The 23702-nt window shown below is 69.5% G+C and carries 24 protein-coding genes and 1 tRNA gene; 14 read left to right on the top strand and 11 right to left on the bottom strand.

From position 1 onward, the window contains the following. Nucleotides 1–12: 12 nt before the first annotated feature. The 3 genes from OSC30_RS09000 to wrbA all read right to left on the bottom strand — a co-directional run bounded on the left by OSC30_RS09000 (nucleotide 13) and on the right by wrbA (nucleotide 2869). Complete coding sequence (locus OSC30_RS09000) at nucleotides 13–1647, bottom strand: acyl-CoA dehydrogenase family protein (RefSeq protein WP_267171499.1); 1635 nt, start codon at nucleotides 1645–1647, stop codon at nucleotides 13–15. Between the two features lie 263 nt (nucleotides 1648–1910). Then, on the bottom strand, nucleotides 1911–2258 hold the full coding sequence (locus OSC30_RS08995) for a DUF2069 domain-containing protein (RefSeq protein WP_267171498.1): 348 nt from the start codon (nucleotides 2256–2258) through the stop codon (nucleotides 1911–1913). Then, on the bottom strand, nucleotides 2255–2869 hold the full coding sequence (gene wrbA / locus OSC30_RS08990; RefSeq protein ID WP_267171497.1) for an NAD(P)H:quinone oxidoreductase: 615 nt from the start codon (nucleotides 2867–2869) through the stop codon (nucleotides 2255–2257). Before wrbA ends, OSC30_RS08995 begins: the two co-directional genes overlap by 4 nt. Nucleotides 2870–2945: 76 nt before the next feature. Here wrbA and OSC30_RS08985 point away from each other — a divergent pair, with 76 nt between their 5' ends. Genes OSC30_RS08985 through OSC30_RS08975 form a run of 3 tightly spaced genes read left to right on the top strand, consistent with a single transcriptional unit; the run spans nucleotide 2946 to nucleotide 4943 of the window. Then, nucleotides 2946–4211 carry a YihY family inner membrane protein gene (locus OSC30_RS08985; RefSeq protein ID WP_267171496.1) on the top strand — a complete coding sequence of 422 codons (1266 nt, stop codon included), beginning with the start codon at nucleotides 2946–2948 and terminating at the stop codon, nucleotides 4209–4211. After that, nucleotides 4208–4675 (top strand): TlpA family protein disulfide reductase, encoded by a 468-nt coding sequence (locus OSC30_RS08980; protein ID WP_267171495.1) that lies wholly within the window; start codon nucleotides 4208–4210, stop codon nucleotides 4673–4675. The genes OSC30_RS08985 and OSC30_RS08980 overlap by 4 nt, the downstream gene beginning before the upstream one ends. 1 nt (nucleotide 4676) lies before the next feature. Then, nucleotides 4677–4943, top strand: a complete 267-nt coding sequence (locus OSC30_RS08975; protein WP_267171494.1) for an acylphosphatase — start codon at nucleotides 4677–4679, stop codon at nucleotides 4941–4943. A gap of 183 nt (nucleotides 4944–5126) precedes the next feature. Here the strand turns inward: OSC30_RS08975 and OSC30_RS08970 are convergent, their stop codons facing one another. The 7 genes from OSC30_RS08970 to hemA form a co-directional block, all read right to left on the bottom strand. Next, entirely contained in the window at nucleotides 5127–5438 is a 312-nt protein-coding gene (locus tag OSC30_RS08970; RefSeq protein WP_267171493.1) for a hypothetical protein, read from the bottom strand. Next, nucleotides 5435–5977, bottom strand: a complete 543-nt coding sequence (locus OSC30_RS08965; RefSeq protein ID WP_267171492.1) for an RNA polymerase sigma factor — start codon at nucleotides 5975–5977, stop codon at nucleotides 5435–5437. Before OSC30_RS08965 ends, OSC30_RS08970 begins: the two co-directional genes overlap by 4 nt. Next, nucleotides 5961–6299 (bottom strand): DUF6249 domain-containing protein, encoded by a 339-nt coding sequence (locus OSC30_RS08960; RefSeq protein WP_267171491.1) that lies wholly within the window; start codon nucleotides 6297–6299, stop codon nucleotides 5961–5963. Before OSC30_RS08960 ends, OSC30_RS08965 begins: the two co-directional genes overlap by 17 nt. Before the next feature lie 8 nt (nucleotides 6300–6307). Beyond that, nucleotides 6308–7759, bottom strand: coding sequence for an alpha/beta hydrolase (locus tag OSC30_RS08955; RefSeq protein WP_267171490.1), 1452 nt, complete (start codon nucleotides 7757–7759; stop codon nucleotides 6308–6310). A 168-nt stretch (nucleotides 7760–7927) separates the two neighbouring features. Beyond that, nucleotides 7928–10033 carry an O-linked N-acetylglucosamine transferase family protein gene (locus OSC30_RS08950; protein WP_267171489.1) on the bottom strand — a complete coding sequence of 702 codons (2106 nt, stop codon included), beginning with the start codon at nucleotides 10031–10033 and terminating at the stop codon, nucleotides 7928–7930. After that, a complete protein-coding gene (prfA, locus tag OSC30_RS08945; RefSeq protein WP_267171488.1) occupies nucleotides 10030–11106 on the bottom strand; it encodes a peptide chain release factor 1 in 1077 nt (358 codons plus the stop codon). The genes OSC30_RS08950 and prfA overlap by 4 nt, the downstream gene beginning before the upstream one ends. Nucleotides 11107–11193: 87 nt before the next feature. After that, the gene (hemA, locus tag OSC30_RS08940; protein WP_267171487.1) at nucleotides 11194–12465 is read right to left on the bottom strand and encodes a glutamyl-tRNA reductase; all 1272 of its coding nucleotides are present in this window, start codon (nucleotides 12463–12465) and stop codon (nucleotides 11194–11196) included. A gap of 94 nt (nucleotides 12466–12559) precedes the next feature. On the opposite strand from hemA, the gene OSC30_RS08935 reads away from it, so the two are divergent. The 9 genes from OSC30_RS08935 (at nucleotide 12560) to OSC30_RS08895 (ending at nucleotide 20614) form a co-directional block, all read left to right on the top strand. Beyond that, the gene (locus OSC30_RS08935) at nucleotides 12560–14308 is read left to right on the top strand and encodes a tetratricopeptide repeat protein (protein ID WP_267171486.1); all 1749 of its coding nucleotides are present in this window, start codon (nucleotides 12560–12562) and stop codon (nucleotides 14306–14308) included. Then, nucleotides 14305–14904, top strand: a complete 600-nt coding sequence (lolB, locus tag OSC30_RS08930) for a lipoprotein insertase outer membrane protein LolB (RefSeq protein WP_267171485.1) — start codon at nucleotides 14305–14307, stop codon at nucleotides 14902–14904. The genes OSC30_RS08935 and lolB overlap by 4 nt, the downstream gene beginning before the upstream one ends. Before the next feature lie 53 nt (nucleotides 14905–14957). Beyond that, nucleotides 14958–16367, top strand: coding sequence for a 4-(cytidine 5'-diphospho)-2-C-methyl-D-erythritol kinase (ispE, locus tag OSC30_RS08925; RefSeq protein WP_267171484.1), 1410 nt, complete (start codon nucleotides 14958–14960; stop codon nucleotides 16365–16367). Nucleotides 16368–16415: 48 nt separating this feature from the next. After that, a tRNA-Gln gene (locus tag OSC30_RS08920) sits at nucleotides 16416–16493 on the top strand. A gap of 42 nt (nucleotides 16494–16535) precedes the next feature. Next, the gene (locus OSC30_RS08915; RefSeq protein ID WP_267171483.1) at nucleotides 16536–17492 is read left to right on the top strand and encodes a ribose-phosphate diphosphokinase; all 957 of its coding nucleotides are present in this window, start codon (nucleotides 16536–16538) and stop codon (nucleotides 17490–17492) included. Between the two features lie 85 nt (nucleotides 17493–17577). Continuing rightward, the gene (locus tag OSC30_RS08910; RefSeq protein ID WP_267171482.1) at nucleotides 17578–18225 is read left to right on the top strand and encodes a 50S ribosomal protein L25/general stress protein Ctc; all 648 of its coding nucleotides are present in this window, start codon (nucleotides 17578–17580) and stop codon (nucleotides 18223–18225) included. A gap of 51 nt (nucleotides 18226–18276) precedes the next feature. Then, complete coding sequence (gene pth / locus OSC30_RS08905) at nucleotides 18277–18852, top strand: aminoacyl-tRNA hydrolase (protein ID WP_267171481.1); 576 nt, start codon at nucleotides 18277–18279, stop codon at nucleotides 18850–18852. A 90-nt stretch (nucleotides 18853–18942) separates the two neighbouring features. Beyond that, on the top strand, nucleotides 18943–20034 hold the full coding sequence (gene ychF / locus OSC30_RS08900; RefSeq protein ID WP_267171480.1) for a redox-regulated ATPase YchF: 1092 nt from the start codon (nucleotides 18943–18945) through the stop codon (nucleotides 20032–20034). Nucleotides 20035–20188: 154 nt separating this feature from the next. After that, nucleotides 20189–20614, top strand: coding sequence for a hypothetical protein (locus OSC30_RS08895; protein WP_267171479.1), 426 nt, complete (start codon nucleotides 20189–20191; stop codon nucleotides 20612–20614). A 66-nt stretch (nucleotides 20615–20680) separates the two neighbouring features. On the opposite strand, the gene OSC30_RS08890 is transcribed toward OSC30_RS08895, so the two are convergent. Further along, entirely contained in the window at nucleotides 20681–21103 is a 423-nt protein-coding gene (locus OSC30_RS08890) for a DUF6491 family protein (protein ID WP_267171478.1), read from the bottom strand. Between the two features lie 232 nt (nucleotides 21104–21335). On the opposite strand from OSC30_RS08890, the gene egtB reads away from it, so the two are divergent. Further along, entirely contained in the window at nucleotides 21336–22580 is a 1245-nt protein-coding gene (egtB, locus tag OSC30_RS08885) for an ergothioneine biosynthesis protein EgtB (RefSeq protein ID WP_267171477.1), read from the top strand. A 21-nt stretch (nucleotides 22581–22601) separates the two neighbouring features. Continuing rightward, nucleotides 22602–23588 (top strand): L-histidine N(alpha)-methyltransferase, encoded by a 987-nt coding sequence (gene egtD / locus OSC30_RS08880; RefSeq protein ID WP_267171476.1) that lies wholly within the window; start codon nucleotides 22602–22604, stop codon nucleotides 23586–23588. The last annotated feature ends 114 nt before the right edge of the window (nucleotides 23589–23702 follow it).

Raw genomic sequence — 23702 nt, 5'->3', positions numbered from 1 at the left:
CCAGCCGGGCTGTCACAAAAGCAAGCGGGTGTCGGCCACGGCCGTCACCGCCAGGCGCTCCAGCCCGTGCGCCGTGAAACGCCTCAACGCCGCCCCCGGGCGCATGTCGCCACGCTCGCGGGCGAAGGTGGACTGACGCGCGAGCAGCGCGGCCGCCGCGCAGCGGGCGAGGGTGATCGCCAGGCCGCGAGCGGAGGCTTCCAGGTCCGCGCGCTCGCCGCCGAGCGCCTGGAGCTGCGCAGACGCGGCATCGAGCGCTGCATGGATGGGGGCCACCGCCTCGGGCTCGTGGCTGCCGTTCACCCAGCCTTCGATCGCCGTGCGCAGCGCCGGCAGGCCCTCGGCGAGCGCGCGCAGGCTGTCCAGCGCCAGCACGTTGGTGGTGCCTTCCCAGATCGCATAGACCTGCGCGTCGCGCAGCAGTTGCGGCAGGCCGGTGTCCTCGATGTAGCCGGCGCCGCCGAAACACTCCAGCGCCTCCGAACAGAGCGCCACCGCGGCCTTGGCGGTCCACAGCTTGGCCAGCGGCGTGAGCAGGCGCAGCAGCGCCGCTTCGTGGGGCGCCGCCCGGCCCTGTTCGACGCGCCCGAGCAGCTGCACCACTTCGAACGCCAGCGCGAAGGCGCCCTCGAACTGCGCGCGCAGGTCGGCCAGCGTCTGCGCGTGCAGCGGTTGCTCGATCAATGGGCGGCCGAAGGCCTCGCGCCGTGCCGCGTAGTCGCAGGCCAGCGCCAGCGCGCGGGCCATGCTGGCCACGGCGCAAACCGCGTTCCAGGTGCGGGTGACGTTGAGCATCGGCGCGACCTGGCGCACCCCGTGGGCAAGCTCGCCCAGCGGCCAGGCGGGCAGGCCGTCGAGATGGATTTCGGCGGTGGGCAGTTCGCGCGTGCCGAGTTTGTCCTTCAGGCGGTCGATGACCAGTTCGGGCTTGCGCGCCGGTCCGTCCATCGTCTCGACATAGAACAACGCCAGTGCCCCGGTACCGTCGCCCGCGCCTTCGGGACGCGCCAGCGCGAGCGCCGCCTCGCCCACCACCGCCGAACTGAACCACTTGCGGCCATGCAGGCGCCATTGGCCGGTGGCGTCCTGGCGTGCCACGGTGCCGGTACGGCCAACGTCCGAGCCACCGGCCGTCTCGGTCATCCACTGGCCGCTCAGCCAGAACGTGGCCGCGTCGCGGCTCAGGAAATGCGGCAGCGCGCGTTCGATCAACGCCTGGTTGCCGGAGGCCTTCAGCGCCGCCACCGCGCCATCGGTCATCGCCAGTGGACAGGTGTAGAACTCGCTGGCCAGGTGGTAGAGGTAGACCCGCGCGAATTGCTCCAGTCGTGCCAGCTCGTGCGGCTCGTGGCCGGCGGCGAGGATGGCGTGCCGGGTGGTCAGCTGCGGACCTTCCTGCCAGGCCGTGGTCAGTTCGATGCGATCCACTCGCTGGCCCCAGGCATCCCACTGCGTGAGTACCGGCGTGCGTGGCGTGCTGCGGCGGGCGCGCTCCCAGGCCAGTTGCGCGTAGTCGCCCAGCGCGTCCAGGTCGGCGTCGAGCGCGGACCGCCGATCGGGCGGGACGGCCCGGTCGAGCAGCGCCAGCAGCGTGCGGTCGTTGCGGTAGGGATGGACCAGTTGCGGCGCGGTCTGCAGGAAATCCATGGCGCGCTCCGGTGTGGCGATACGCGCGATTATAGAGAGCGTGCCACGGAGGGCATGTCGAGATGCCTTGTCGGCGCAAGAGGCTCTTGTCGAGCGCACCCTGTGCGCGACCGTGAGGACATGGGCGGGAGCGATGTCCGTGTGTGTGCGCTGCGCGCCGGGTCTCGGCGATCTGGGCGATGGCGGTCGCGCACAGGGTGCGCTCCTACGGGTATTACGGCGCTTCCTGGCTCACGTCCGACTGAGTGAAGGCGCCGTGGACCTCAGCCTCGCGGTTTGCGCTTGACCCCCGCCCCCAGCGCCATGATCAACAGCAGCGTCAATCCGATCTCGGCCAGCGCCAGCCACTTCTGTTCGGGCGCGCTCCACGCCTCGGCCACGCCGTGGCAGAAGTAGAACAGGCTGAGGATGCCCACCCACAGCAGCGCGCGGCGCAGATCCGGCAAGGCGGTCAGGGGCAGCAGCAGCGGCACCACGGTGGTCGCCAGCACCAGCCAGACCGGCATGTGCTCGGGCTGCGCCAGCCAGCCATGCCAGGCCAGTTGCAACGCGATCAGCGCGAACCAGGCGATCCGGCCGGCGCGGTAGGGAAGCGGCACCGGCGCGCTCATGCCTGGACTGCCAGCTTGCGCGCGGTCTCGGCGAGCCGCCGGCCAAGCGCTCGCGCCAGTTCCCGCTCGTGCTCGCTGATCGCGTTGTCGCCCCTGGCGCCGGCGACGTGGCTTGCGCCATAGGGCGTGCCGCCGCTGCCGGTCGCGGTCAGCGCCGGCTCGGTATAGGGGATCCCCACCAGCACCATGCCGTGGTGCAGCAGCGGCAGCGCCATCGTCAGCAGGGTCGATTCCTGCCCGCCGTGCATCGTGCTGGTGGAGGTGAACAGCGCCGCCGGCTTGCCGGCCAGCGTGCCGCTGGCCCACTCGGCGCCGGTAGTGTCCAGGAAATGCTTCAGCGGCGCGGCCATGTTGCCGAAGCGGGTCGGGCTGCCCAGCGCCAGGCCGGCGCATTCGGCCAGGTCCTGCCGGCTGACGTAGGGGGCGCCATCCTCGGGTACCGGCGGCTGCGCTACTTCGGTCACCGGCGCCACCGGCGGCACCTGGCGCAGGCGCGCTTGCAGCCCGGCCTCCTCCACGCCGCGCGCGATCAGCCGGGCCAACTGCGCGGTGTGCCCGCTGCGGCTGTAGTACAGGACCAGGATGGCGTGTTGGACAGGTTCCGGAGTCATGGGGGCCTTGGCTGTGTTGGGCGTTCACCGGCGATCGGGTAGTGTAGCGGCCGCCTTCCGCTTGATGGTGTCGCCCATGGCCTGGCGTTTCGATCGCGACCGCGCGCTCAGTTTCAGCCGCTTCATCTGGCAGCGGTTCATCGACGACAAGTGCTTCGAGACCGCCGGCGCGTTGTCCTACACGACATTGGTATCGCTGGTCCCGCTGATGGTGGCGGTGGTCGCGATGCTGTCGGTGTTTCCGGTGTTCCAGGGCGCACGCGACGTGCTGCTGGATTTCGTGTTCCAGAACTTCCTGCCCTCCACCGTGGCCAAGGTGCAGAACACGCTGCAGACCTTTGCCGCCAACGCCAGCCAGCTGACCGGCATCAGCATCCTGGTGATGCTGTTCAGCGCGCTGTCGATGATGATCAGCATCGAGGATCGCCTGAACCGCATCTTCCGCGTGCATCAGCCGCGCGGCTGGGGTTCGCGGTTGCTGCTGTACTGGGCAGCGCTCACGCTGGGGCCGATCCTGGCGGTCGGCGGCATCGCGGTGACCTCGTACGTCACGGCGATGCCGCTGCTGGCCGGCGCCTACGCTCAACTGGGCCTGGGCCAGCGCCTGCTCGGCGTGCTGCCTTTCGTGGTGACCTTCGTCACCCTGTGGCTGATGTACGCGGCGATCCCCAACTGCAAGGTGCGCCGCAGCGACGCGGCGATCGGCGCGCTGCTGGGCGCGGTGCTGTTCGAGATCGCCCGCTGGGCGTTCACGCTGTTCGTCAGCAACGCCCAGACCTATCAGCAGATCTACGGCGTGCTGGCGACCATTCCGATCTTCCTGCTGTGGATCTACCTGTCGTGGGTGATCGCGATCCTCGGCGTCTCGGTGACCGCCTCCCTGTCGGCCTACGAGTACCACGCGCCGGCCCAGACGCTGCCGGAAGGCGCCGAATTCCTCGGCCTGATGGTGGTGCTGCGCCACTTCGTCGAGGCGCAGCGGCAGGGCGACAGCGTGGACCCCGCGACGATCCGCCTGCAGGAGCCTTACCTGCGCAGCGCCAGCATCGCCACCTACTTCGAGGATCTGCAGCGCGCCGATCTGGTCCAGCGCGGCGAAGCCGGCGGCTGGCTGCTCAGCCGCAGCCTCGACAGCACCGACCTGCTGCGGGTATATCGTCACACCAGTTATCGCCTGCCGCTGCGTCCGGCGCAGGAAGCGCAGGCGCTGGGCATCGCGCTGCCGCCCGCACTGATCGACCTGCTCGCCGAGGTGGCGCGCATGCTCGATGAAACCCTGGGCACGCGGCTGGACAGGACATTCCCCGCGTCCCCATCCGAACCCGAGAACGCTCCCGTATGAAGATTCCTTCGTTCATGCTCGCCGCCTGCCTGCTGGCCGCCACGGTTCCCGCGCACGCGGCGATGCCCGCGCAACCGACGCTGAAGGTGACCACCCTCGACGGCAAGCCGTTCGACCTGTCGGCGCAGCGCGGGCATTGGGTCATCGTCAATTTCTGGGCGACCTGGTGCGTGCCCTGCATCAAGGAAATGCCCGACATCTCGCAGTTCGTCACCAGCCACGCCGACGTGCGCGCGATCGGCCTGGCCTACGAGGACAGCGACAAGGCCGACATCCAGGCGTTCCTGGCCAAGCATCCGGTCAGTTATCCGATCGCCCAGGTCACGCTGGACAGCGCGCCGAAGGATTTCGATCAGCCGCGCGGCCTGCCTACCACCTACCTGATCGGCCCCGATGGCCGCGTGGCCAAGCGCTTCGTCGGCCCCGTGACCGGCCAGTCGCTGGGCGCCGCGATGGGCTTGTGACATGGCTGCCGCGCGCTTCCTCGTCAGCGGCGTGGTGCAGGGCGTGTTTTTCCGCGCCAGCACCCGCGAACAGGCGCAACGCCTGGGCTTGACCGGCCACGCGCGCAACCTGGCCGACGGCCGCGTCGAAGTGATCGCGCACGGCGCGCCCGCAGCGCTCGACGCGCTGGAGCAGTGGTTGTGGCAGGGGCCGCCGGCGGCGCAAGTGGCCGCCGTGCAACGTGGCGTCGTCGAGGGCGAGGCTCCCGGCGGTTTCAGTACCGGCTGAGCGGCGCGGTTCTGGTCCCGACCGCGATCGGCCCGCTCGCCGCCGCCATCCGTAGGGTGGGCTTCAGCCCACCACTGCCCGGTGCATCGGAAGAGCGGTGGGCTGATGCCCACCCTACGGTTCTGGCGCTCGACGCCTGCAACCTGCTCGACGGCCGCGTCGAAGGCGAGGCTCCCGGCGGTTTCAGTACCGGCCAAGCGACGCGCGCCGCGCCGGCGGCGAGGTTTCGGTCCCGACCGCGATCAGGCCGCTCGCCGCCAGCAGCAGCAACACGGCGATCGTGCTTTGCACGTCCCACGCCAGCGCGCGCGTCGGCACCATCCACGCTGCCGCAGCGGCAGCGGCGATCGCCAGCGTCATCGTGGCTGCGAGAATCGCGCGTCGCCGCTGCGCGCGGTACCGGATGCGCCCGATCACCCGTTCCGTAAAGCCGTCATCCGGCATCGGATCGGCGTGCGCGCAGAAGAGGGACTTGAAGTCTTCGTGGTCGTTCATGGCGTTGCCTTGTCGAGCCTGCCGAGGCGCTGCAATTTGGCGCGCCCCCGACGGATGAGCGATTTGACGGTGCCCAGCGGCAGTCCCATCGCATCGGCGACCTCGGGATGGCTGAGATCGTGGCGGTAATGCAGCAGCAGGGCCGCGCGTTCGTCCTCGCGCAACGCTCCGAGCAGCTGGTCCAGGCTGAGCTCGCCGATCACGTCCGTGCCCGGATCCACCGGCTCGGGCACCTGGTACAGCACCGGCCGCCTGGCACGTTCGCGCTGCTGGGTGATGAACGCCTGCCAGGCAATGCGGAACAGCCAGCTCAGCAGGCGCCCGCGTCCCTGGAATCCGGACAGGTGGCGATAGGCGCGCAGGAACGTTTCCTGGGCCAGGTCTTCCACGCGTTCGGTGTCGTTGCGCGTGAGCCGGGCCAGGAAGCTACGCACCGCGGATTGGTGGCGCCGCACTAATTGCGCGAATGCATGGTGGTCGTCGCGCAGTACCACCTGCCGGATCCATGCGGCCTCCTGTGCTTCATCGTCCATGCTCATCGAGCTTCCACAGCAGCAGGCAGGCCAGTCCCAGGGCCGCCGGGAGGAATCCAAGCACCCACGCCTTGCCGCCCACGAAAAAGGTGACGGCCGACCAGGACAGCCCCACCGCGAGCAGCAACAAGCCGCGGCGCAGATCCCGGCTTGCCGGGTGCGGCAGCCCGGCCAGGGCCGGCCATTGTTCGCTGCCCACGCCCCGGTCGATCAGCCGCTGCAGCGTGCGCTGCTGTTCGATCTTCAGGCGTGCGAACGCCAGCACGATGCTGGCCAAGACCAGCGACAGGCCGAAAATCCCGGCGATGGCGATGACTGTGTTTTGCATGGGAGCTCCTAGGGCGTGGGGCCGAAGCGGCGGTAGCTGACGCGGGGCAGGTCGACTGTCGACGGGAAGGCGTCCGTCTTTCCCGACAGGAAGGCGCGCATCCGTGCCCACATCGGCGGCCAGTGCGCGTAGAGGTTGTAGAGCGCACCATGGGTGCCGCCAACCACCTCGACCAGGCGCGCATTGGGCAGGGTCGCGGCCACCTCCCGGGCGTTTTCCAGCGGCGTGGAGGTGTCCCACGTGCCCTGGAAGATCACCACGGGCACGCGCGCGTGGACCGGGCCGCGGTCGCGGGTGCCCGGGTCGATCGGCCAGACATCGCACAGGTCGGCGTATTCCCGGTTGACGTCGCCAAGCAGGCGGCGTGCGGCTGAGGCGTCGTAGCGCTGACGCCGTGACGGGGTGATGCCGGCCGAGCAATCCATCGTGTAGTGCATGGGGTCCTGCAGGCGCAGCGAGCGATGGGCCAGGATGAAGCGGGCGACCTGCCTATAGTCGCCATGGTCCATGGCAATGATCCAGTCGGGCCAGGCGTTCGGGCGGCTGCGCCGACCGGCGTCGTGGCGCAGCATCAGCCGCACCCAGCCGTCATCGACCACCACTGGCACGGGGCCGCGCGGGCCGGGCAGGGCGACGATTGCCGGGTGCGCATGCAGGCGATCGAGCGTGCGCTGCAGCGAGGCCAGCAGGCCGCCTTCGGGAATGTCGGGTGCAAGCGCGGGCGACTGCTGCGCATGGCGCGCGATGCGGCCGAGTGCGGCGAGCACGCCGGCGGGGTCGTCCCAGGTCTGGTCGGGGCCTTCCACGCCGTAGAGCGCCACGCGGTCGACCCTGTTCGCATGCCTGCGCAGGTAAGCCAACGCCAAGTGCGATCCGTAACTGCCGCCGACCAGGCTGATGCGCTCGTAGCCGAGCGCCTTGCGCAGGTCATCCAGGTCTTCGGCGTTTTCCTGCGTGTTGTACGCGGCCAGGTCGGCGCCCGCGGCAAGCCAATGGTCCCGGCACGTCCGGGCCATGCGCCGCAGGCTGCTGCGTATGCCCCCCAGGTCCAGCGGACGGTCGACGCGCAGTGGTGTGCTCTGCGGGCAATGCATGGCCGGCAGCGCGTGGCCCCCACCGCGCTGGTCGAACAACACGACGTCGGCGATGGAACGGTAGAACATCACCTCGCGGAAGTTTTCCGCGTGCTCGACCAGGTCGAGCCAGGACGAGCCCGGACCGCCCGCGAGCAGGAAGATCGGTGCGGCCGGGTGCGGCGAGGTCGATTTCAACCGGTACCAGGGAAGAGTGACCTGCCGGCGGGAAGCACGCGCCCGGCTTTCCGGCACGAGCAGCCGCCCGGCCTCCACCACGGCGGTCCGGCCGTCGTCGGCGCGGATCTGCTTTGTCCAATGGTGCGGCGCAGCTGCCGCGACACACGCCAGCGCCGACCAGGCGAGGAACCCGAACAGGTACTTCATGTGCGTCGTCCTTCAGGGAGTGCTTTCCCTACAGAACGGCGGGCGGCGCGGTTCGGATTCAATGGCGCGAGGAGCCCTTCGTAGGGTGGGCTTCAGCCCACATCGCCCGGTGCATCGGAGGAACGGTGGGCTGAAGCCCACCCTACGGTTTTCGCGCTGTCGCGGGCCTTAGAAATCCAGGTCGATCGGCGGGCGGCCGATGCGGTGGCGGGTGCCGATGGTCTGCGCCGCACGGTGGAAATCGGCGGCGAAGCCGGCCATGTCGAACACGGGCGACTGCGTGCGCAGGTGGGCCAGCTGTGCGCGGATGGTGTCCAGCGCGGCCGGGTCGCGACCCAGTTGCACGGCCCTGGCCACGAAGGCATCGGTGTCTTCGGGAACGAGTTCGGGCAGATGGGCGTGGTGGAGCAGGCTGGCGGCGACGCGGCCGGCAAACGTGTCACCGGCGCAGGTCAGTAGCGGGCAACCGGCCCATAGCGTGTCGGCGGCGGTGGTGCCGGCCCCGCAGGGCAGGGTGTCCAGCACCAGGTCGGCCAGCGCGTAGCACGCCAGTTCGTCGGCGCGCGGCAGCGGCGGCAGGAAGACCAGCCGGTCCGGCGACACATCCTGTCCCAGGGCGACGGAGCGCAGGCGTTCGTCGGCGCCGTCCGGTCCGGCGTGCAGCCACAGCACGCTGCCAGGCACCTCGCGCAGGATCAGCATGAATCGAGCGAACGCCTGCGGGCCGATGTGGCCGACGTCGTTGAAGCAGGCGAACACGGTTCCCGTGGCGGGCAGGCCGCAGGCCTCGCGCCCGGGTGGCGGTGCCGTCATGCGGTCCGTATCGACCGGCATGAAGCAGCGCGGCAGGCGCAATACCTTCTCGCTGTAGTCGGCGCGATGCGCCGGCGGCAGTACCACGGTGTCGGCCAGGATGTAGTCGATCCACGGTGCGCCGGCGGTGCCCGGAAAGGCCAGCCAGTTGACCTGCAGCGGCGCGGGGCGCAGCGCGAGCAGGTCGGCGTTGGTGCGTTCGCCGTAACCGGTGAGGTCGAACAGCACCTCGATGCCGAGCGCATGGATGCGTTCGGCGGCGAGGGTGGTCGGCAACGCGTCGATGGCATGCAACGGCGCCGCGGCAGCCAGGCGCCGGCGGATCGGGCCGCCATCGTCGGGGGTGGTGGCGAACAGGTGCAGCTCCAGCCCGTCCAGCTCGGCGAGCGCGGTGAGCATGCCGGCCACCGCGCGGCCGATCGGATGCTCGCCGAAGCCGTCGCCCACCAGCCCCACCCGGATGGGCGCATCGGGCGCCGGCCGCTGCGGGGCGAACGCCAGCTTTTCCCGCACCGGCGCCATGTGTTGTTCGATGGGACGGGTGAAGGTCTCGGCCGCCTTGCGTTGCAACGCGCGGTCGAAAGGTTCGGGCAGCAGGGCGAACGGCACGATGCCGTGCTGGCCGGCTTCCACCGCTTCGTGCAAGCGGGAGGTGAGCGCTTCCTGCTCGCGCCAGTCGGCCAGCCGGCGGCGTGTGTGAGCCAGCCGGCTGAGCGCGGAGCCGGCATGCGGCGCGTGCTGCAGCGCGCGTGCGTAGCCCGCCGCCGCTTCGGCCAGCTCGCCGCTTTCCTCCAGCATGCGGGCCGCCTGGAAGGCATGGCGCGGCTCGCCCGGCGCCAGCCGTTCGGCATCCAGCCAGGCACGTGCGGCGTCGGCGGCGCGGCCCTGCGCGTGCAGCACGTGGCCCAGCAGGGCGTGGGCGGCATCCAGGCGCGGCGCCAGCTCGAGGGCCTGCTGCACGTGTGTCAGCGCCCGCGTGGTGTCGCCCAGTTCCAGCTCCGCCTCCGCCAGGTTCAGGTGCAGGCCGGGGTGCCGTGGTGCCGCGCGCAAGGCCTGGATAACGGTGTCGCGGGCCTGGGCGTGGCGACCGGCGACCATCAGCGCCACGCCCAGCGCCTGCAGCACGAGCGGATGACCGGGCGCGCGCCCGAGCACGGCCTGCAGGCGCTCGATGGCGAGTTCGGGACGGCCGTCTTCCAGCGCCAGGTTGGCCAGGTTGCACTGCACCTCGATGCTGTCGGGGGCCAGTTCCGCGGCGCGGTGCAGAGCGGTCAGCGCGTCCCGGCGGCGTCCCAGCTGCAGCAACGCGATGCCGTGCAGCCTCGCCAGTTCGGCCGATAGCGGAAAGTCCCGGCGCGAACGCGCGGCCAGGCCTTCCGCTCCGTGGCTGTCGCCCTGGCGCAACTGGTGCGCCAGCCGTTGCAGCAGGGCCTCCAGTTCGGCGCGCGCGTCGACGCTCATGAGGCCAGGTTCTTCAGCTCGTCCGCCTGGTGTTCGCGGGTGAGCGTGTCGACCAGTTCGTCCAGGTCGCCGGCGATGACCTCGGGCAGGCGGTACAGCGTTAGGTTGACGCGGTGGTCGGTGATGCGTCCCTGCGGGAAGTTGTAGGTACGGATGCGCTGGCTGCGGTCGCCCGAGCCGACCTGCAGGCGGCGCTCCTGCGCCTGCGCGGCGGCCTGTTTGCTTTGCGCCTCGTCAAGCAGGCGCGCCTTCAGCAGCGACAATGCGCGGGCACGGTTCTTGTGCTGGCTGCGCTCGTCCTGGCACTCGACCACGATGCCGGAGGGCAGATGCGTGATGCGGATGGCCGAATCGGTCTTGTTGACGTGCTGGCCGCCCGCGCCGGAGGCACGGAAGGTATCGGTCTTGAGGTCCGCCGGATTGATCTGGATCTCTTCGATCTCGTCCATCTCCGGCAGGATCGCCACGGTGGCGGCCGAGGTGTGGATGCGTCCCTGCGACTCGGTTTCCGGCACGCGTTGCACACGATGCGTGCCCGATTCGAACTTCAACCGGGAGTAGGCGCCCTTGCCCTCGATGCGCGCCACGATTTCCTTGTAGCCGCCGTGTTCGCCGGCGTTCTCGCTGAGCACTTCGACGTGCCAGCGGCGGCGCTCGGCGTAGCGGGCGTACATGCGGAACAGGTCGCCGGCGAACAGCGCGGCCTCGTCGCCGCCGGTGCCGGCGCGCACTTCCAGGAACAGGTTCGCCTCGTCGCGCGGATCTTTCGGCAACAGCAGGATCTGCAGCTCGCCGTCCAGTTCGAGCAGGCGCGCTTCCAGCCGCTCGACGTCGTCGGCCGCCATCTCGCGCAGTTCCGGGTCGGCCAGCATGGCGCGCGTCCCGGCCAGCTCCCGCTCGGCCTGGTCGTGGTCGCGCAAGGCGGCGGCGACCGGCTCGATCTGGGCGTATTCGCGTGACAGCTCGCGAAAGCGGTTGGCGTCGGCAAGCACGTCCGGCTGGGCGAGCAGCAGGCCGATCTCCTCATGGCGTTCGGCCAGGGTTTCGAGTTTGCGGCGGATCGATGGGGTCATGCCGGATGCGTGTTCCTGGGGAGTAGGAGCGCACCGACGTGCGCGACCGAGAAGGCGATTATCGCCGGTCGTGCACGCCGCGCGCTGCTACGGGTTGTCGGTCGGCTCCTCGTCCGCCCCGTACAACCGTCCGGCCGCATGCAGCAGGTCCAGGTCGCCGTTCAGCGCCGCCTCGCGCAGGCGCGCGCTGGGATGGTGCAGAAGCTTGTTGGTGAGCGTGTTGGCGAGGAAGGCCAGTGCCTCGTCGGGCGACTTGCCCCGGGCCAGCATGGCTTGCGCCTTGAGCAGCACCTCGTCGCGATAGCGCTCGGCATGCTGGCGCAGGTCGATCGCCGGGTTGCGCAGGGTGAGCGCGCGGCGCCAGGCCATGTAGCGGTCCACCTGCAGGTCGATGATGGTTTCGGCCTCGCGCGCCGCGGCCTCGCGCGAACGGCGGTTGCTGTCGATTACCTGTTGCAGGTCGTCGATGCCATACAAATAGACGTCCTCCAGCGCGGCCACGTCCGGGTCGATGTCGCGCGGCACGGCGATGTCGACCATGAACACCGGCTTGCGCTTCCGCGCGGCGACGGCCTGTTCGACCATCGCGCGGGTCACCACCGGCACTCGCGCGGCGGTGGAGGAAATGACGATGTCGGCTTCGGCCAGGTGCTGCGGCAGGTCGGCCAGCGCGATCGCATAGCCGCCGTAACGGCTGGCCAGCTCCTGCGCATTCTCCAGCGTGCGGTTGGCCACGATCAGGCGGCTGACGTGCTTATCGACCAGGTGGCGCGCCGCCAGCTCGATGGTGTCGCCGGCGCCGATCAGCAGTACGCAGGCCTGCTTGAGGTCGGTGAACACCTGTTCGGCCAGGCGCACCGCGGTGAACGCCACCGACACGGTATGCGCGCCGATGCGGGTATCGGTGCGCACGCGCTTGGCCACGGCGAAGGTGTGCTGCAACAGGCGGTCCAGCGGCGCGCCGAGCGCCTGCGCCTCGCGCGCGAGCTGGTAGGCGTCCTTGACCTGGCCCAGGATCTGCGGCTCGCCCAGCACCATCGAATCCAGCCCGGTGGCCACGCGGAACATGTGGCGCACCGCGGCATCCTCGTCGTGGCGGTAGAGGAACTCGTCCAGCTTGCCCGGGGTCAAGCGATGGTGCCGGTTGAGCCATGCCTGCGGCGCCTGTTCGGCGCCTTCGGCCACGCCGACGTACAACTCGGTGCGGTTGCAGGTGGAGAGGATCAGCGCCTCTTCCACGCCCGGCTCGCCCTTCAGCTCGCGCAGGGCCTCGTCGGCGGCGTCCGCATCGAACGCCACCTGTTCGCGCAGGCTGACCGGCGCGGTGAGGTGATTGAGCCCGAGGGCGATCAGCGGCATGGCGTGGAATGCGAGTTGACGACGGGGTATCCGCGGCGGCGTAGGCTAAGCTTTCGGGTACCGGGCGAGAGGTACGGCCGGAACGGACCAATGGATGAGGACTAGTGTGCTGAGCGTGAAGGGCAAGTTCAAGCAACTGCGGCATTTTGCGGGCGCAGCCGGCTGCGCGGTGGGCCTGGCCGCGTGCGCCAGCCTGCCCGGCGGCCAGGCGACCGTACCGGCGCCCCAGCAGCCGCTGGACCGGCTGACGGTGGTCACCCCGGACGCCGAACACGACCTGCTGGCGCAGTTGCTCGCTGGCGAAATGGCGCTGACCCGCAACGACCTCAAGGGCGCCTCGGCCCGCTACGGCCACGCGATGGCGTTGTCGGACGACCCCGCGGTCGCCCAGCGCGCGGCGGAACTGGCCCTGGCGGTGCATGACGAGGCGGCCGCGCGGCGGGCGGTCGCGCGCTGGGACACGCTGGGGGCCAGCGTCGCAGACCTGGCCCAGGCCCGCGCCGAGCTGGCGCTGGCGACCGGCGACACCGAAGGTGCACGCGCGCAGCTGCAGCGGCTGGTCCACAGCGGCGACCCGCATGCCTGGCGCCGCTTCGGCCGTGCGCTGATCGGTGCGCGCGATCCGGCCCAGGCCGGCCAGCTGCTCGAAACCCTGGCCACGCCCGAGCGACTGCCGGCCGAGCCGCAGGCGTGGCTGGCCATGAGCGAACTGGGCGAGAAGCTCGGCCGACCCCGGTACGCCCAGCAGGTGGCGGACGCGGCGGTGGCACGGTTTCACGACACCGAAACCTATGCCTGGGCGGCGCAATTGAAGTTCAAGGCCGGCGACAAGCAGGGGGCCGCCAGCCTGCTCAAGCAGGCGCTTGCCCGCTCGCCGGACAACGTGCATCTGCGCCTGACCTACGCCAGCCTGCTCAGCCAGGGCGGCGACTACGAGGCTGCCGCCAGGTTGCTGGACAAGGGCCCGCAGAGCGCCGAGACCTTTGCCCTGCGCGCCGGCCTCGCCGCGCAGGCGCATGACAGGAAGACGCTCGCCCGGCTGTACCGCCAGCTCAGGCAGGCGCCGGCCGACGTGCGCGAAAGCAGCGCGTTCCTACTCGGCCAACTGGCCGAGATGCAGGACCACGACGGCGAGGCGCTGGATTGGTACGACCAGGTCGGCGACGACGACCCGCATGCCTTCGACGCCGATCTGCGCAGCGCGGTGATCCTGCATACGCAGGGCAAAGTGGCCGACGCCCACGCGCTGCTCGAGCATCTGGAAACGGCCTACCTCGACCAGCCCGAGGAACTGCGCCGCGCCTGGCAGGCCGATGCCGAGCTGTACATGCGCGAAGGTGACTACGCGCAGGCCGCCAAGGCCTACGACCATGCCCTGCAGGTGCTGCCGGACGAGCCGGGGCTGCTTTACGGTCGCGGCCTAGCCTATGCGGAGGCGGGGCAGATCGACCAGGCCGTGAGCGATTTCCGTCATCTGCTCAGGCTCAAGCCGAACGACGTCGACGCCAGCAACGCGCTGGGCTACACGCTGGCCGATGCCGGCCGCGACCTGCCAGAGGCGAAAAAGCTGATCGAGGTGGCGCGCACGGCCAAGCCGCACGACCCGGCCATCGCCGATTCCTGGGGCTGGCTGCAATACCGGCTGGGCCACCTGGACGAGGCGGCGCGCACGCTGCGCCAGGCCTGGAGCGCGGCAAAAGACGCCGACGTTGGCGTGCACCTGGGCGAAGTGCTGTGGAAGCTTGGCAAGCGTAGCGACGCCCAGCACGTGTTCGAGCAGGTACGCAAGCTCGACCCGCGCAACGCCAACCTGCGCGACACGCTCAAGCGGCTCGAACCATGAGGCGCCTGCTGCTGGGCGCAGCAGCAGGCCTGCTGCTGGCCGCCTGCGCGCAGGCCCCGGTGCGCAAACCGGCCGACGCCGCCGCACTCGCCGCCCAGGACGCACGCGAACAGCAACTGGCGGGCATCGACCAGTGGACGCTGGAAGGCCACCTGGCCGTTTCCGACGGCCACGATGGCGGCAGCGGCAGCCTGCGCTGGATACAGGACGGCGAACGCTACGATTTCGAGCTGCGCGCGCCGATCACCGGCAAGAGCTTCCGGCTCAGCGGCGGCCCGGACGGCGCCGTGCTCGAGGGCGTCGAAGGCGGCCCGCTGCGTGGTCCTGACGCCGAGACGCTGATGCGCAAGGCGCTGGGCTGGGAAGTGCCGCTGGTGGACCTGCGCGCCTGGGTCTGGGGCCTGCGCGCGGCCGGCGCCCCTGCCGAGCTGCGCTTCGGCGAGCGCGATCTGCCCTCGTTGCTGATGCAGGACGGCTGGGCGGTCGACTACCGCGCCTGGGATCTCGAACACCAGCCGCCGCTGCCGCAGAAGGTCTTCGCCAGCCGGCCGCCATACAAGGTCAAACTGTCGATCGACAGCTGGAGCATCCGCTAGACTGCGCGGCCACGCAGCCGGTCCCCGGCGCCGCGAGCCACCCGACGACCGCCATGGCCTGTTCCATCGTTCCCGCGCACGCCGACCACGTAGAGCGGTTACGCGAGATCGAGTGCGCGGCGCTGGAGCTGTTCCGCGGGCACGAGGCCTGGCGGGCCTATGAGGCCAGCACACCCAGCGACCGCGAGGAATTGGCCACCGCGATCGATGCCGGCCGGCTCTGGGTGGCGCTCGACGACGCCAACCAGGTGGTGGGCTTTGTCGCCGTCGCGATCGAGGGCGCGGAGGCGACGATCGCCGAGATCGACGTGTTGCCCAGCCACGGCCGCCGCGGCATCGGCGCGCGCCTGCTGGAGCACGCCTGCGCCTGGGCGGCCGAGTCCGGCTATCGATCGATCGTGCTGGGTACGCTCTCGGACGTGGCCTGGAACGCACCGTTCTATGCGCGCCGCGGCTTCGTCGCGCTGGACCCGCGGGACGACACTCCCGCCCTGGCCGAGCATCGCCGGCATGACCGCGACCGCGGCTTCCCCATGCACCTGCGGGTGTATATGCGGCGCCCCCTGTCGTGCGCGCCGCGCGACTGGAGCCGCTGGCCCGCGCCGGCCAAGCTGAATCTCTTCCTGCGCATCGTCGGTCGCCGCGCCGATGGCTACCACGACCTGCAGACCGTGTTCCGCCTGCTCGACTGGGGTGACGAGTTGCGCCTTCGCGTACGCGACGACGGCGCCATCGTGCGCATCGGCGAGCTGCCGGGCGTGGCTGCCGAAGCCGACCTGGTGGTGCGCGCGGCGCGCCTGCTGCAGGCGCAGGCCGGGGTGGCCCTCGGTGCCGACATCGCGGTGGACAAGCGCATCCCGATGGGCGGCGGCCTCGGCGGTGGCAGCTCGGACGCCGCCACGACGCTGGTGGCGCTGAATCACCTGTGGAGCTGCGGCCTGGACGAAGATGCGCTGGCCGCGCTGGGGCAGCGGCTGGGTGCCGACGTGCCGGTGTTCGTGCGCGGGCGCTCGGCCTGGGCCGAGGGCGTGGGCGAGCGGCTGACGCCGGTGGCGCTGCCGCGGCGGTGGTACGCGGTGCTCGATCCGGGCGAACACGTGCCCACCGCGGCGCTGTTTCAAGCGCCTGAATTGACACGAAATGCTCCGCCAGCCACAATTTCGTCCTTTGCTTCCGGCGAAACGGTCGAGAACGCGTTCGAGCCGGTCGTGCGTGCGCGACACCCGCGGGTGGCCGGCGCGCTGGACTGGCTCTCGCGCTTCGGCCGCGCCCAGCTTTCCGGCAGCGGCGGGTGCGTGTTCCTGGAAACCGCATCACTCGCGCAGGCGCGGAAAGTGGTGCGGGATTGCCCTCCGGCGTTCGCGGCGCAACTGACCGCGGGGGTGGAGGTTTCGCCCCTGCAGCGGGCGCTGGCGCGCCATCGCGGTTGCGATAGCGGCGCCCGGCAACCGCTGCGGGTCTAGCAAGAACAGCGGCAAGCCATCGGGATGGCGGCTTGCCTGACGAAATACTGGGGCGTCGCCAAGTCCGGTCAAGGCACGGGATTTTGATTCCCGCATTCGCAGGTTCGAATCCTGCCGCCCCAGCCACATTGAACCGGCCATTCGCACTGGCTTCTTCGAGGAATCCTAGTGGACACGTCCACCCCGATGCTCTTCACCGGCAATGCCCACCGCTCCCTGGCCGAGGACGTGGCGCAACGCCTTGGCGTGCCGTTGGGCAAGGCGCTGGTCGGGAAGTTCAGCGACGGCGAAGTGCAGATCGAGATCGAGGAGAACGTCCGCAAGCAGGAAGTGTTCGTGCTGCAGCCGACCGGCGCACCGAGCGCGGAAAACCTGATCGAGATGCTGGCCCTGGTCGATGCGCTCAAGCGCGCCTCGGCCGCCACGGTCACCGCGGTGATGCCGTACTTTGGCTATGCCCGCCAGGATCGCCGCCCGCGCTCGGCGCGCGTGCCGATCACCGCCAAGCTGGTGGCCACGCTGATCGGCACCGCCGGCGTGGACCGCGTGCTGACGGTCGACCTGCACGCAGATCAGATCCAGGGCTTCTTCGACATCCCGGTGGACAACGTCTATGCCTCGCCGATCCTGCTGGCGGACATCTGGCGCAACCATGCGATGGACGACATCATCGTGGTCAGCCCCGACGTCGGCGGCGTGGTGCGCGCCCGCGCGATCGCCAAGCGGCTGGACGACGCGGACCTGGCGATCATCGACAAGCGTCGCCCGAAGGCCAACGTCGCCACCGTGATGAACATCATCGGCGAGGTCGACGGCAAGACCTGCGTGCTGGTCGACGACATCGTCGATACCGCCGGCACGCTGTGCGCCGCGGCCGCCGCCCTGAAGGAGCGTGGCGCGCGCAAGGTGGTCGCCTACTGCGTGCACCCGGTGCTCTCGGGCGCGGCGATCGGCAACATCGAGAACTCCCAGCTCGACCAGCTGGTGGTCACCAACACGCTGCCGCTGCGCCCCGAGGCGCAGGGCTGCAGCAAGATCCGCCAGCTCTCGGTCGCCGAGCTGCTGGCGGAGACGATCCGCCGCATCGCCTTTGGCGAGTCGGTGAGCTCGTTGTACGTGGACTGACGTCCACACCAAGGCTTCCCTGGTCGCGGGGAAGTCACCCGTCCGCCGCGAGGCGAACAAATACAACCTAAGGTAGTAAACGAACATGGCCCAGATTCATGAAATCAAGGCGCAGAACCGCAGTGACGAGGGGAAAGGTGCGAGCCGCCGCCTGCGTCACGCGGCGATGGTGCCTGCCGTCGTCTACGGTGGCACCCAGCCGCCGCAGAGCATCCAGATCGAGCACAACACCATCCTGCTCGCCGCCAAGAACGAGTGGTTCTTCTCCTCGATCCTCGACCTGAACGTCGATGGCAAGGTGCAGAAGGTGCTGGTGCGCGACTGGCAGAAGCATCCGTTCAAGCAGCAGATGCTGCACATGGATTTCCTGCGCGTGAACGAGAACGAAGCGATCCGCGTGAACGTGCCGCTGCACTTCCTCAACCAGGAAAAGTCGCCCGCCGGCAAGACCTCCGGCGTGGTGATCTCGCACAACCTGACCGAACTGGAAGTGTCCTGCCTGCCGGGCAAGCTGCCGGAGTTCATCGACCTGGACCTGGCCGAACTCAACCCCGGCGACATCGTCCACCTCTCGCAGATCAAGCTGCCCGAGGGCGTGGAGCTGCCGGCGCTGCACCTGGGCGCGGACCACGACATCGCCGTGGTGACCGCCAATGCGGTCAAGGAAGAAATCGATCCGGCCGCCGAAGTGGCCGCGCCGGAAGCCGAAGCCAAGCCCGCCGAGAAGAAGTAAGCCGCTGCCGGGCCTTCCGCCTCGCGGAAGGCCCGGCGATCGGCGCACGGCATGGCTGGTTTGCGACTCATCGTCGGCCTGGGCAATCCCGGCGCCGAATATCTCCGGACCCGGCACAATGCCGGGTTCTGGCTTGTTGACGCCCTTGCATCGGGCCAGGGCGAAGGCTTCGCTTTCGACGGCAAGCTACACGGCGAGGCCTGCCGCGTGCGCATCGGCGGTGAACCGGTGTGGCTGCTCAAGCCGTCCACCTTCATGAACAAGAGCGGCATCGCGGTTGCCTCCGCGCTGCGCTACTACAAGATCCAGCCCGAAGAGTGCCTGCTGGCACACGACGAACTGGACCTGGCCGCGGGCACCGTGCGAATGAAATTCGATGGCGGCCATGGCGGCCAGAACGGCCTGCGCGACACCATGCAGCACCTCGGCCACGGCAAGTTCCACCGCCTGCGTATCGGCATCGGCCATCCGGGCCACAAGGACCGGGTCACCGGCTGGGTACTCGGCAAGCCCTCGGCGCAGGACGAGGATGCGATCCTCGATGGCATCGCCCGCGCGCTGGACGTGCTGCCGCTGGCGGTCGATGGGCAGTTCGACAAGGCGATGCAGCAGCTGCATACGAAATAGCCGGGATTGGGGATTCGGGATTCGGGATTCGTAAGCGCGATCCCGCTCTTCCGGATCCCGAATCCCCAATCACGAATCCGGAGCAAACCCATGGGCATCAAATGCGGCATCGTCGGCCTGCCCAACGTCGGCAAGTCCACCCTGTTCAACGCGCTGACCAAGGCCGGCATCGCCGCCGCCAACTTCCCGTTCTGCACGATCGAGCCGAACGTGGGCGTGGTGCCGGTGCCCGATGAGCGGCTGAACGCGCTCTCGGCGATCGTCAATCCGCAGAAGGTGGTGCCGACGGCGGTGGAGTTCGTCGACATCGCCGGCCTGGTCGCCGGCGCGTCCAAGGGCGAGGGGCTGGGCAACAAGTTCCTGGCGCACATCCGCGAGGTCGACGCGATCGCGCACGTGGTGCGCTGCTTCGAGCATGGCGACATCGTGCACGTGGCCGGCAAGGTCGATCCGATTGCCGACATCGAGACGATCGACACCGAGCTTGCGCTGGCGGACCTGGATTCGGTCGACAAGGCGCTCAACCGCGCCGAGCGCGCGGCCAAGGCCAATGACAAGGAAGCCCTGGCGAAGAAGCCGGTGCTGCAGAAGCTGGCCGCCGCGCTGAACGAGGGCAAGTCCGCCCGCAGCATCGGCCTGGACGAGGAAGAGAAGGCGCTGATCCGCGACCTGTTCCTGCTCACGCTCAAGCCGTTGATGTATATCGCCAACGTGCGCGAGGACGGCTTCGAGAACAACCCTCACCTGGATGCCGTGCGCACGCGCGCTGCCGCCGAGGGTGCCGAAGTGGTGCCCGTGTGCGCGGCGATCGAGGAGGAAATGGCCCAGCTCGAAGACGCCGACCGCGACGAGTTCCTCAAGGACCTGGGCCTGGACGAGCCGGGCCTGAATCGCGTGATCCGCGCCGGCTACAAGCTGCTGAACCTGCAGACCTACTTCACCGCGGGCGTCAAGGAAGTGCGCGCCTGGACGGTGAAGAAGGGCGCCACCGCGCCGCAGGCCGCCGGCGTGATCCACACCGATTTCGAGCGCGGCTTCATCCGTGCCGAGACGGTCTCCTACGACGAGTTCATCCAGTACAAGGGCGAAACCGGTGCCGCCGCCGCGGGCCGCCTGCGCAAGGAAGGCAAGGACTACATCGTCAAGGACGGCGACGTGCTGCACTTCCTGTTCAACGTCTGAACCTTTCGGTCGCGCCCGATGGCGCTCCCACGGGCGCTGCCGGATGCGTTGACATCGAAGCCGCCGGAACGCGAACGCGCTTAAGTACCGATTAAGCGGCCCGGACGGAGCATCGGCGAGGAAGGGCGCCATCGTCCCGCAAGGAGAAAGCAACATGACCATCCACTGGCTGGGCAAACCCGTACTGGCGGTCGCCGCGATACTGCTGGCGTCGGCCGCGGCATGGCCGACGGACGCTGCGGCGCGCGGTCACGATCGTGGCTGGCGCGGCCACGGTCACGGGCACTACGACCGCCATGACCGGGGCTGGCACGGGCATTACCGCCATGATCGCGGCCACTGGAACGGCGGCCGCTGGGTCGCCGGCGCGATCGTCGCCGGCGCGGTGATTGGCCTGGTCGATGACGCGCTGAATCCGCCGCCGCGCACGGTGGTCTACGAGCGGCCGGTCTACCGGCGCCCGGTGCGGGTGATCTACGAGGCGCCAGTGGTCACCCGGCGGGTGGTGGAAACGCGTACCGTGTACGAAGACCGCTACCCGCCCACGCGCTATGTCGGCTACTACGGCGACGGCGACTGAGCGGGTCGATTCCGTGTCATTCACTTCGAGGCCCGGCGATGCCGGGCCTCGTCGTTCCAGGGCGGTCTACGGCTCCGCGCCGCTGCCATGGCGCGCGGCATGCTTGCGCAGCTGGTCGAATCGCGCCTCGTCGATCAGTGTCACCGCGGCGATCGCGCAGGGCGGCTGGTCGCGGGCGCTCACCGTTTCGCCCGCCTCGCCGCAGATGCGGCTGCCGCCGAGAGCCTTGTTCGATTCATTGGCTCGTAGCAGGAAGCCGGGGACGCCGATGCCCAGCCGCGGACAATCGGCCTGCAAGCGGACCTCGTAGCGGTGCGGGCCGGTGCGCACCAGCGCACGGCGGGCATCCAGGACGTGCCATTCGTTGATCTTGTCGATCTGGATGCATTGCGCGTAAGGCAGCGACTCGCGGGCGGGCGGCGCATTGCCGGCGAAGGCGCTGGTACAGCCGGCGGCCGCGATCAGCAGCAGGGAAGACAGGCCTTTCATGGGCATCACCTCGCAAGGGGAAGGGCGCGCGTGGGGCGGCCGCTCCAGCATCGCGCGCCGGCACGGATGGCGCCAGCGTCGGGTTGTCAGCAATTTGCCATCGCCCGATCACAAGTATTGAACGGTCGCCGCGCCATGCTTGGAGCATGCCAACGGTTCGATCCGTCTCCTGCTCCCATGCGGCCAACATGGCGCGCGCGAACCTTTCGCCCGGAGTCCCGGAGAGCCATCCATGACGCAGCAAGCCAGCCTCGCCGGGGATGTCCTGGCGCAACGCTATCGGCGCATTCGCCAGCAGAGCCTGACGCTGTGCGAAGGGCTCACGGCCGAAGACATGATGGTGCAGTCGATGCCCGACGCCAGCCCGGTGAAATGGCACCTGGCGCACACCACCTGGTTTTTTGAGCAATTCGTGCTTGGGCGCGACCCGCGCTACCGTCCGCGCGATCCGGCCTGGCATTACCTGTTCAATTCCTACTACCAGAGCGTCGGGCCGATGCACGCGCGGCCGCAACGCGGATTGCTCTCGCGCCCGACACTGGACGAAGTGCTGGGCTATCGCCGCCACGTGGACGAAGCGATGAGCGGGATGCTGCTGCGTGACGAGCGCGGCGCCCTGGCCACGGTGGTCGAGCTCGGCCTGCAGCACGAACAGCAACACCAGGAACTGCTGCTTACCGACATCCAGCATGCGTTCTGGACCAATCCCCTGTTGCCGGCCTATGCGCCCGCCGAGCCGTCGAATTCCACGGCGGCGGTCTCGCTGCAGTTCCTGCCCGGTCGCGAGGGCGTGGTGGAAATCGGTCACGCCGGCGAGGGTTTTGCCTTCGACAGCGAGACCCCGCGCCACCGCACCCTGCTCGCGCCCCACGCGCTGGCCAACCGGCTGGTCACCAACGAGGAATACGCCGCGTTCGTGCATGACGGCGGCTATCGCGAACCGTCGCTGTGGCTGTCCGATGGCTGGGCGACGGTGCAGCGCGAAGGCTGGCAGCGGCCGTTGTACTGGCAGCCGGATCTGGCCAGTGCGTTTTCGCTGGCCGGGGTAATCGGGCTCGACCCGGCCGCGCCCGTGTGCCACCTCAGCTATTACGAAGCGGACGCCTTCGCGCGCTGGGCCGGTGCGCGGTTGCCCACCGAGGCAGAGTGGGAGGCCACCGCCACCAACCTGCCGGTCGCGGGCAATCTGCTCGAAGGGCGGCCGAGGCTGCCGCAAACGGCGAGCGGAACCGGCCTGGCGCAGATGTACGGCGACGCGTGGGAATGGACTGCCTCGCCCTACATCGCCTATCCCGGATTCCGGCCTTTGCCTGGCTCGCTCGGCGAGTACAACGGCAAGTTCATGAGCGGGCAGTGGGTCCTGCGCGGCGGTTCCTGCGCCACGCCACGCGACCATGTGCGCGCCAGCTACCGCAACTTCTTTCCACCGCAGGCGCGCTGGCAGTTCGCCGGGCTGCGCCTCGCCAAGGATCATTGAGATCTTCAAGGAGCACCACCGATGAATATCCGTGCCCTGGACCTGCACGACGACGGGCGTAACCCGCCCGCCAGCGCGTTGCTCGAGACCGTCCGCCGCGGATTGCGTGCGCAACCCAAGCGGCTGCCCTCGTGGTTGTTCTACGACGCCCATGGCTCGGCGCTGTTCGAGCGCATATGCGAGCAGCCCGAGTACTACCTGACCCGCTGCGAGACGGCGCTGATGCAGGCGCACGCCGGAAGCATCGCCGACACTCTGGGCGTGGAGGTGCGACTGGTCGAGTACGGCAGCGGCAGCGCCACCAAGACGCCCCTGCTGCTCGAGCACATGTCCGCGCCGGTGAGCTACGTTCCGGTGGAGATCTCGGCCGAGCCGCTGCAGGAAAGCGTGCAGCGGCTGGGGCTGCGCTTCCCGCAATTGCCGGTGCAACCGTTGTGCGGCGACTTCACCCGTCCATTGCGCCTGCCAATCCCGCCACGCGCCCCGCGGCGCACGGTGATTTATTTCCCGGGTTCGACCATCGGCAACTTCGATACGCGCGATGCGGTGGCGCTGCTGCGCAAGATGCGCGGCGAGATGGGCGAAAACGGCGGCATCCTGATCGGCGTGGACCTGAAGAAGGACACCGCGACGATCGAGGCCGCCTACAACGACGCCGCCGGCGTCACCGCCGAGTTCACCCTCAACATGCTCACGCGGCTCAACCGCGAGCTGGGCTGCGACTTCGACCTGGACGGCTTTCGCCATCGCGCGCACTACAACGCGCTGGGCGGCCGCATCGAAACGAGCCTCGTCAGCCAGCGCGCGCAGAAGGTGCGCATGGGCCGCAGCCAGGTCGCCTTCGGCGAGGACGAGGCGATCCGCGTGGAGATCAGCTGCAAGTATTCGCTGGAGGATTTCGCGGCATTGGCGGGCAAGGCCGGGCTGGATGTGTTGCGGGTGTGGCTCGATCCCCGGCAGATGTTCAGCGTGCAGTACCTGGTGCGCGCCGGATCCGTGGCACGCTGAATCAGCCGTAGGGTGGGCTTCAGCCCACCGGCGCTTGCACCGGGGACTGCCATGGTGGGCTGAAGCCCACCCTGCGGGGGCCTTTGCGAGCGCCGGGAACGCCAACGCCCCGTG

Origin of the sequence: Frateuria hangzhouensis, assembly GCF_026410505.1 — a bacterium.
GTDB classification, from domain to species: Bacteria; Pseudomonadota; Gammaproteobacteria; order Xanthomonadales; family Rhodanobacteraceae; genus Frateuria_A; species Frateuria_A hangzhouensis.
Note: the sequence above shows the minus strand (reverse complement) of the source record. Positions and strands in the feature narration are given on the sequence as shown.

Bases quoted from the DNA above. Each gene is read 5' to 3' on its own strand.
- OSC30_RS09000 (WP_267171499.1), bottom strand. From the start codon at position 1,647: ATGGATTTCCTGCAGACCGCGCCGCAACTGGTCCATCCCTACCGCAAC.
- OSC30_RS08995 (WP_267171498.1), bottom strand. From the start codon at position 2,258: ATGAGCGCGCCGGTGCCGCTTCCCTACCGCGCCGGCCGGATCGCCTGG.
- wrbA (WP_267171497.1), bottom strand. From the start codon at position 2,869: ATGACTCCGGAACCTGTCCAACACGCCATCCTGGTCCTGTACTACAGC.
- OSC30_RS08985 (WP_267171496.1), top strand. From the start codon at position 2,946: ATGGCCTGGCGTTTCGATCGCGACCGCGCGCTCAGTTTCAGCCGCTTC.
- OSC30_RS08980 (WP_267171495.1), top strand. From the start codon at position 4,208: ATGAAGATTCCTTCGTTCATGCTCGCCGCCTGCCTGCTGGCCGCCACG.
- OSC30_RS08975 (WP_267171494.1), top strand. From the start codon at position 4,677: ATGGCTGCCGCGCGCTTCCTCGTCAGCGGCGTGGTGCAGGGCGTGTTT.
- OSC30_RS08970 (WP_267171493.1), bottom strand. From the start codon at position 5,438: ATGAACGACCACGAAGACTTCAAGTCCCTCTTCTGCGCGCACGCCGAT.
- OSC30_RS08965 (WP_267171492.1), bottom strand. From the start codon at position 5,977: ATGAGCATGGACGATGAAGCACAGGAGGCCGCATGGATCCGGCAGGTG.
- OSC30_RS08960 (WP_267171491.1), bottom strand. From the start codon at position 6,299: ATGCAAAACACAGTCATCGCCATCGCCGGGATTTTCGGCCTGTCGCTG.
- OSC30_RS08955 (WP_267171490.1), bottom strand. From the start codon at position 7,759: ATGAAGTACCTGTTCGGGTTCCTCGCCTGGTCGGCGCTGGCGTGTGTC.
- OSC30_RS08950 (WP_267171489.1), bottom strand. From the start codon at position 10,033: ATGAGCGTCGACGCGCGCGCCGAACTGGAGGCCCTGCTGCAACGGCTG.
- prfA (WP_267171488.1), bottom strand. From the start codon at position 11,106: ATGACCCCATCGATCCGCCGCAAACTCGAAACCCTGGCCGAACGCCAT.
- hemA (WP_267171487.1), bottom strand. From the start codon at position 12,465: ATGCCGCTGATCGCCCTCGGGCTCAATCACCTCACCGCGCCGGTCAGC.
- OSC30_RS08935 (WP_267171486.1), top strand. From the start codon at position 12,560: ATGAGGACTAGTGTGCTGAGCGTGAAGGGCAAGTTCAAGCAACTGCGG.
- lolB (WP_267171485.1), top strand. From the start codon at position 14,305: ATGAGGCGCCTGCTGCTGGGCGCAGCAGCAGGCCTGCTGCTGGCCGCC.
- ispE (WP_267171484.1), top strand. From the start codon at position 14,958: ATGGCCTGTTCCATCGTTCCCGCGCACGCCGACCACGTAGAGCGGTTA.
- OSC30_RS08910 (WP_267171482.1), top strand. From the start codon at position 17,578: ATGGCCCAGATTCATGAAATCAAGGCGCAGAACCGCAGTGACGAGGGG.
- pth (WP_267171481.1), top strand. From the start codon at position 18,277: ATGGCTGGTTTGCGACTCATCGTCGGCCTGGGCAATCCCGGCGCCGAA.
- ychF (WP_267171480.1), top strand. From the start codon at position 18,943: ATGGGCATCAAATGCGGCATCGTCGGCCTGCCCAACGTCGGCAAGTCC.
- OSC30_RS08895 (WP_267171479.1), top strand. From the start codon at position 20,189: ATGACCATCCACTGGCTGGGCAAACCCGTACTGGCGGTCGCCGCGATA.
- OSC30_RS08890 (WP_267171478.1), bottom strand. From the start codon at position 21,103: ATGAAAGGCCTGTCTTCCCTGCTGCTGATCGCGGCCGCCGGCTGTACC.
- egtB (WP_267171477.1), top strand. From the start codon at position 21,336: ATGACGCAGCAAGCCAGCCTCGCCGGGGATGTCCTGGCGCAACGCTAT.
- egtD (WP_267171476.1), top strand. From the start codon at position 22,602: ATGAATATCCGTGCCCTGGACCTGCACGACGACGGGCGTAACCCGCCC.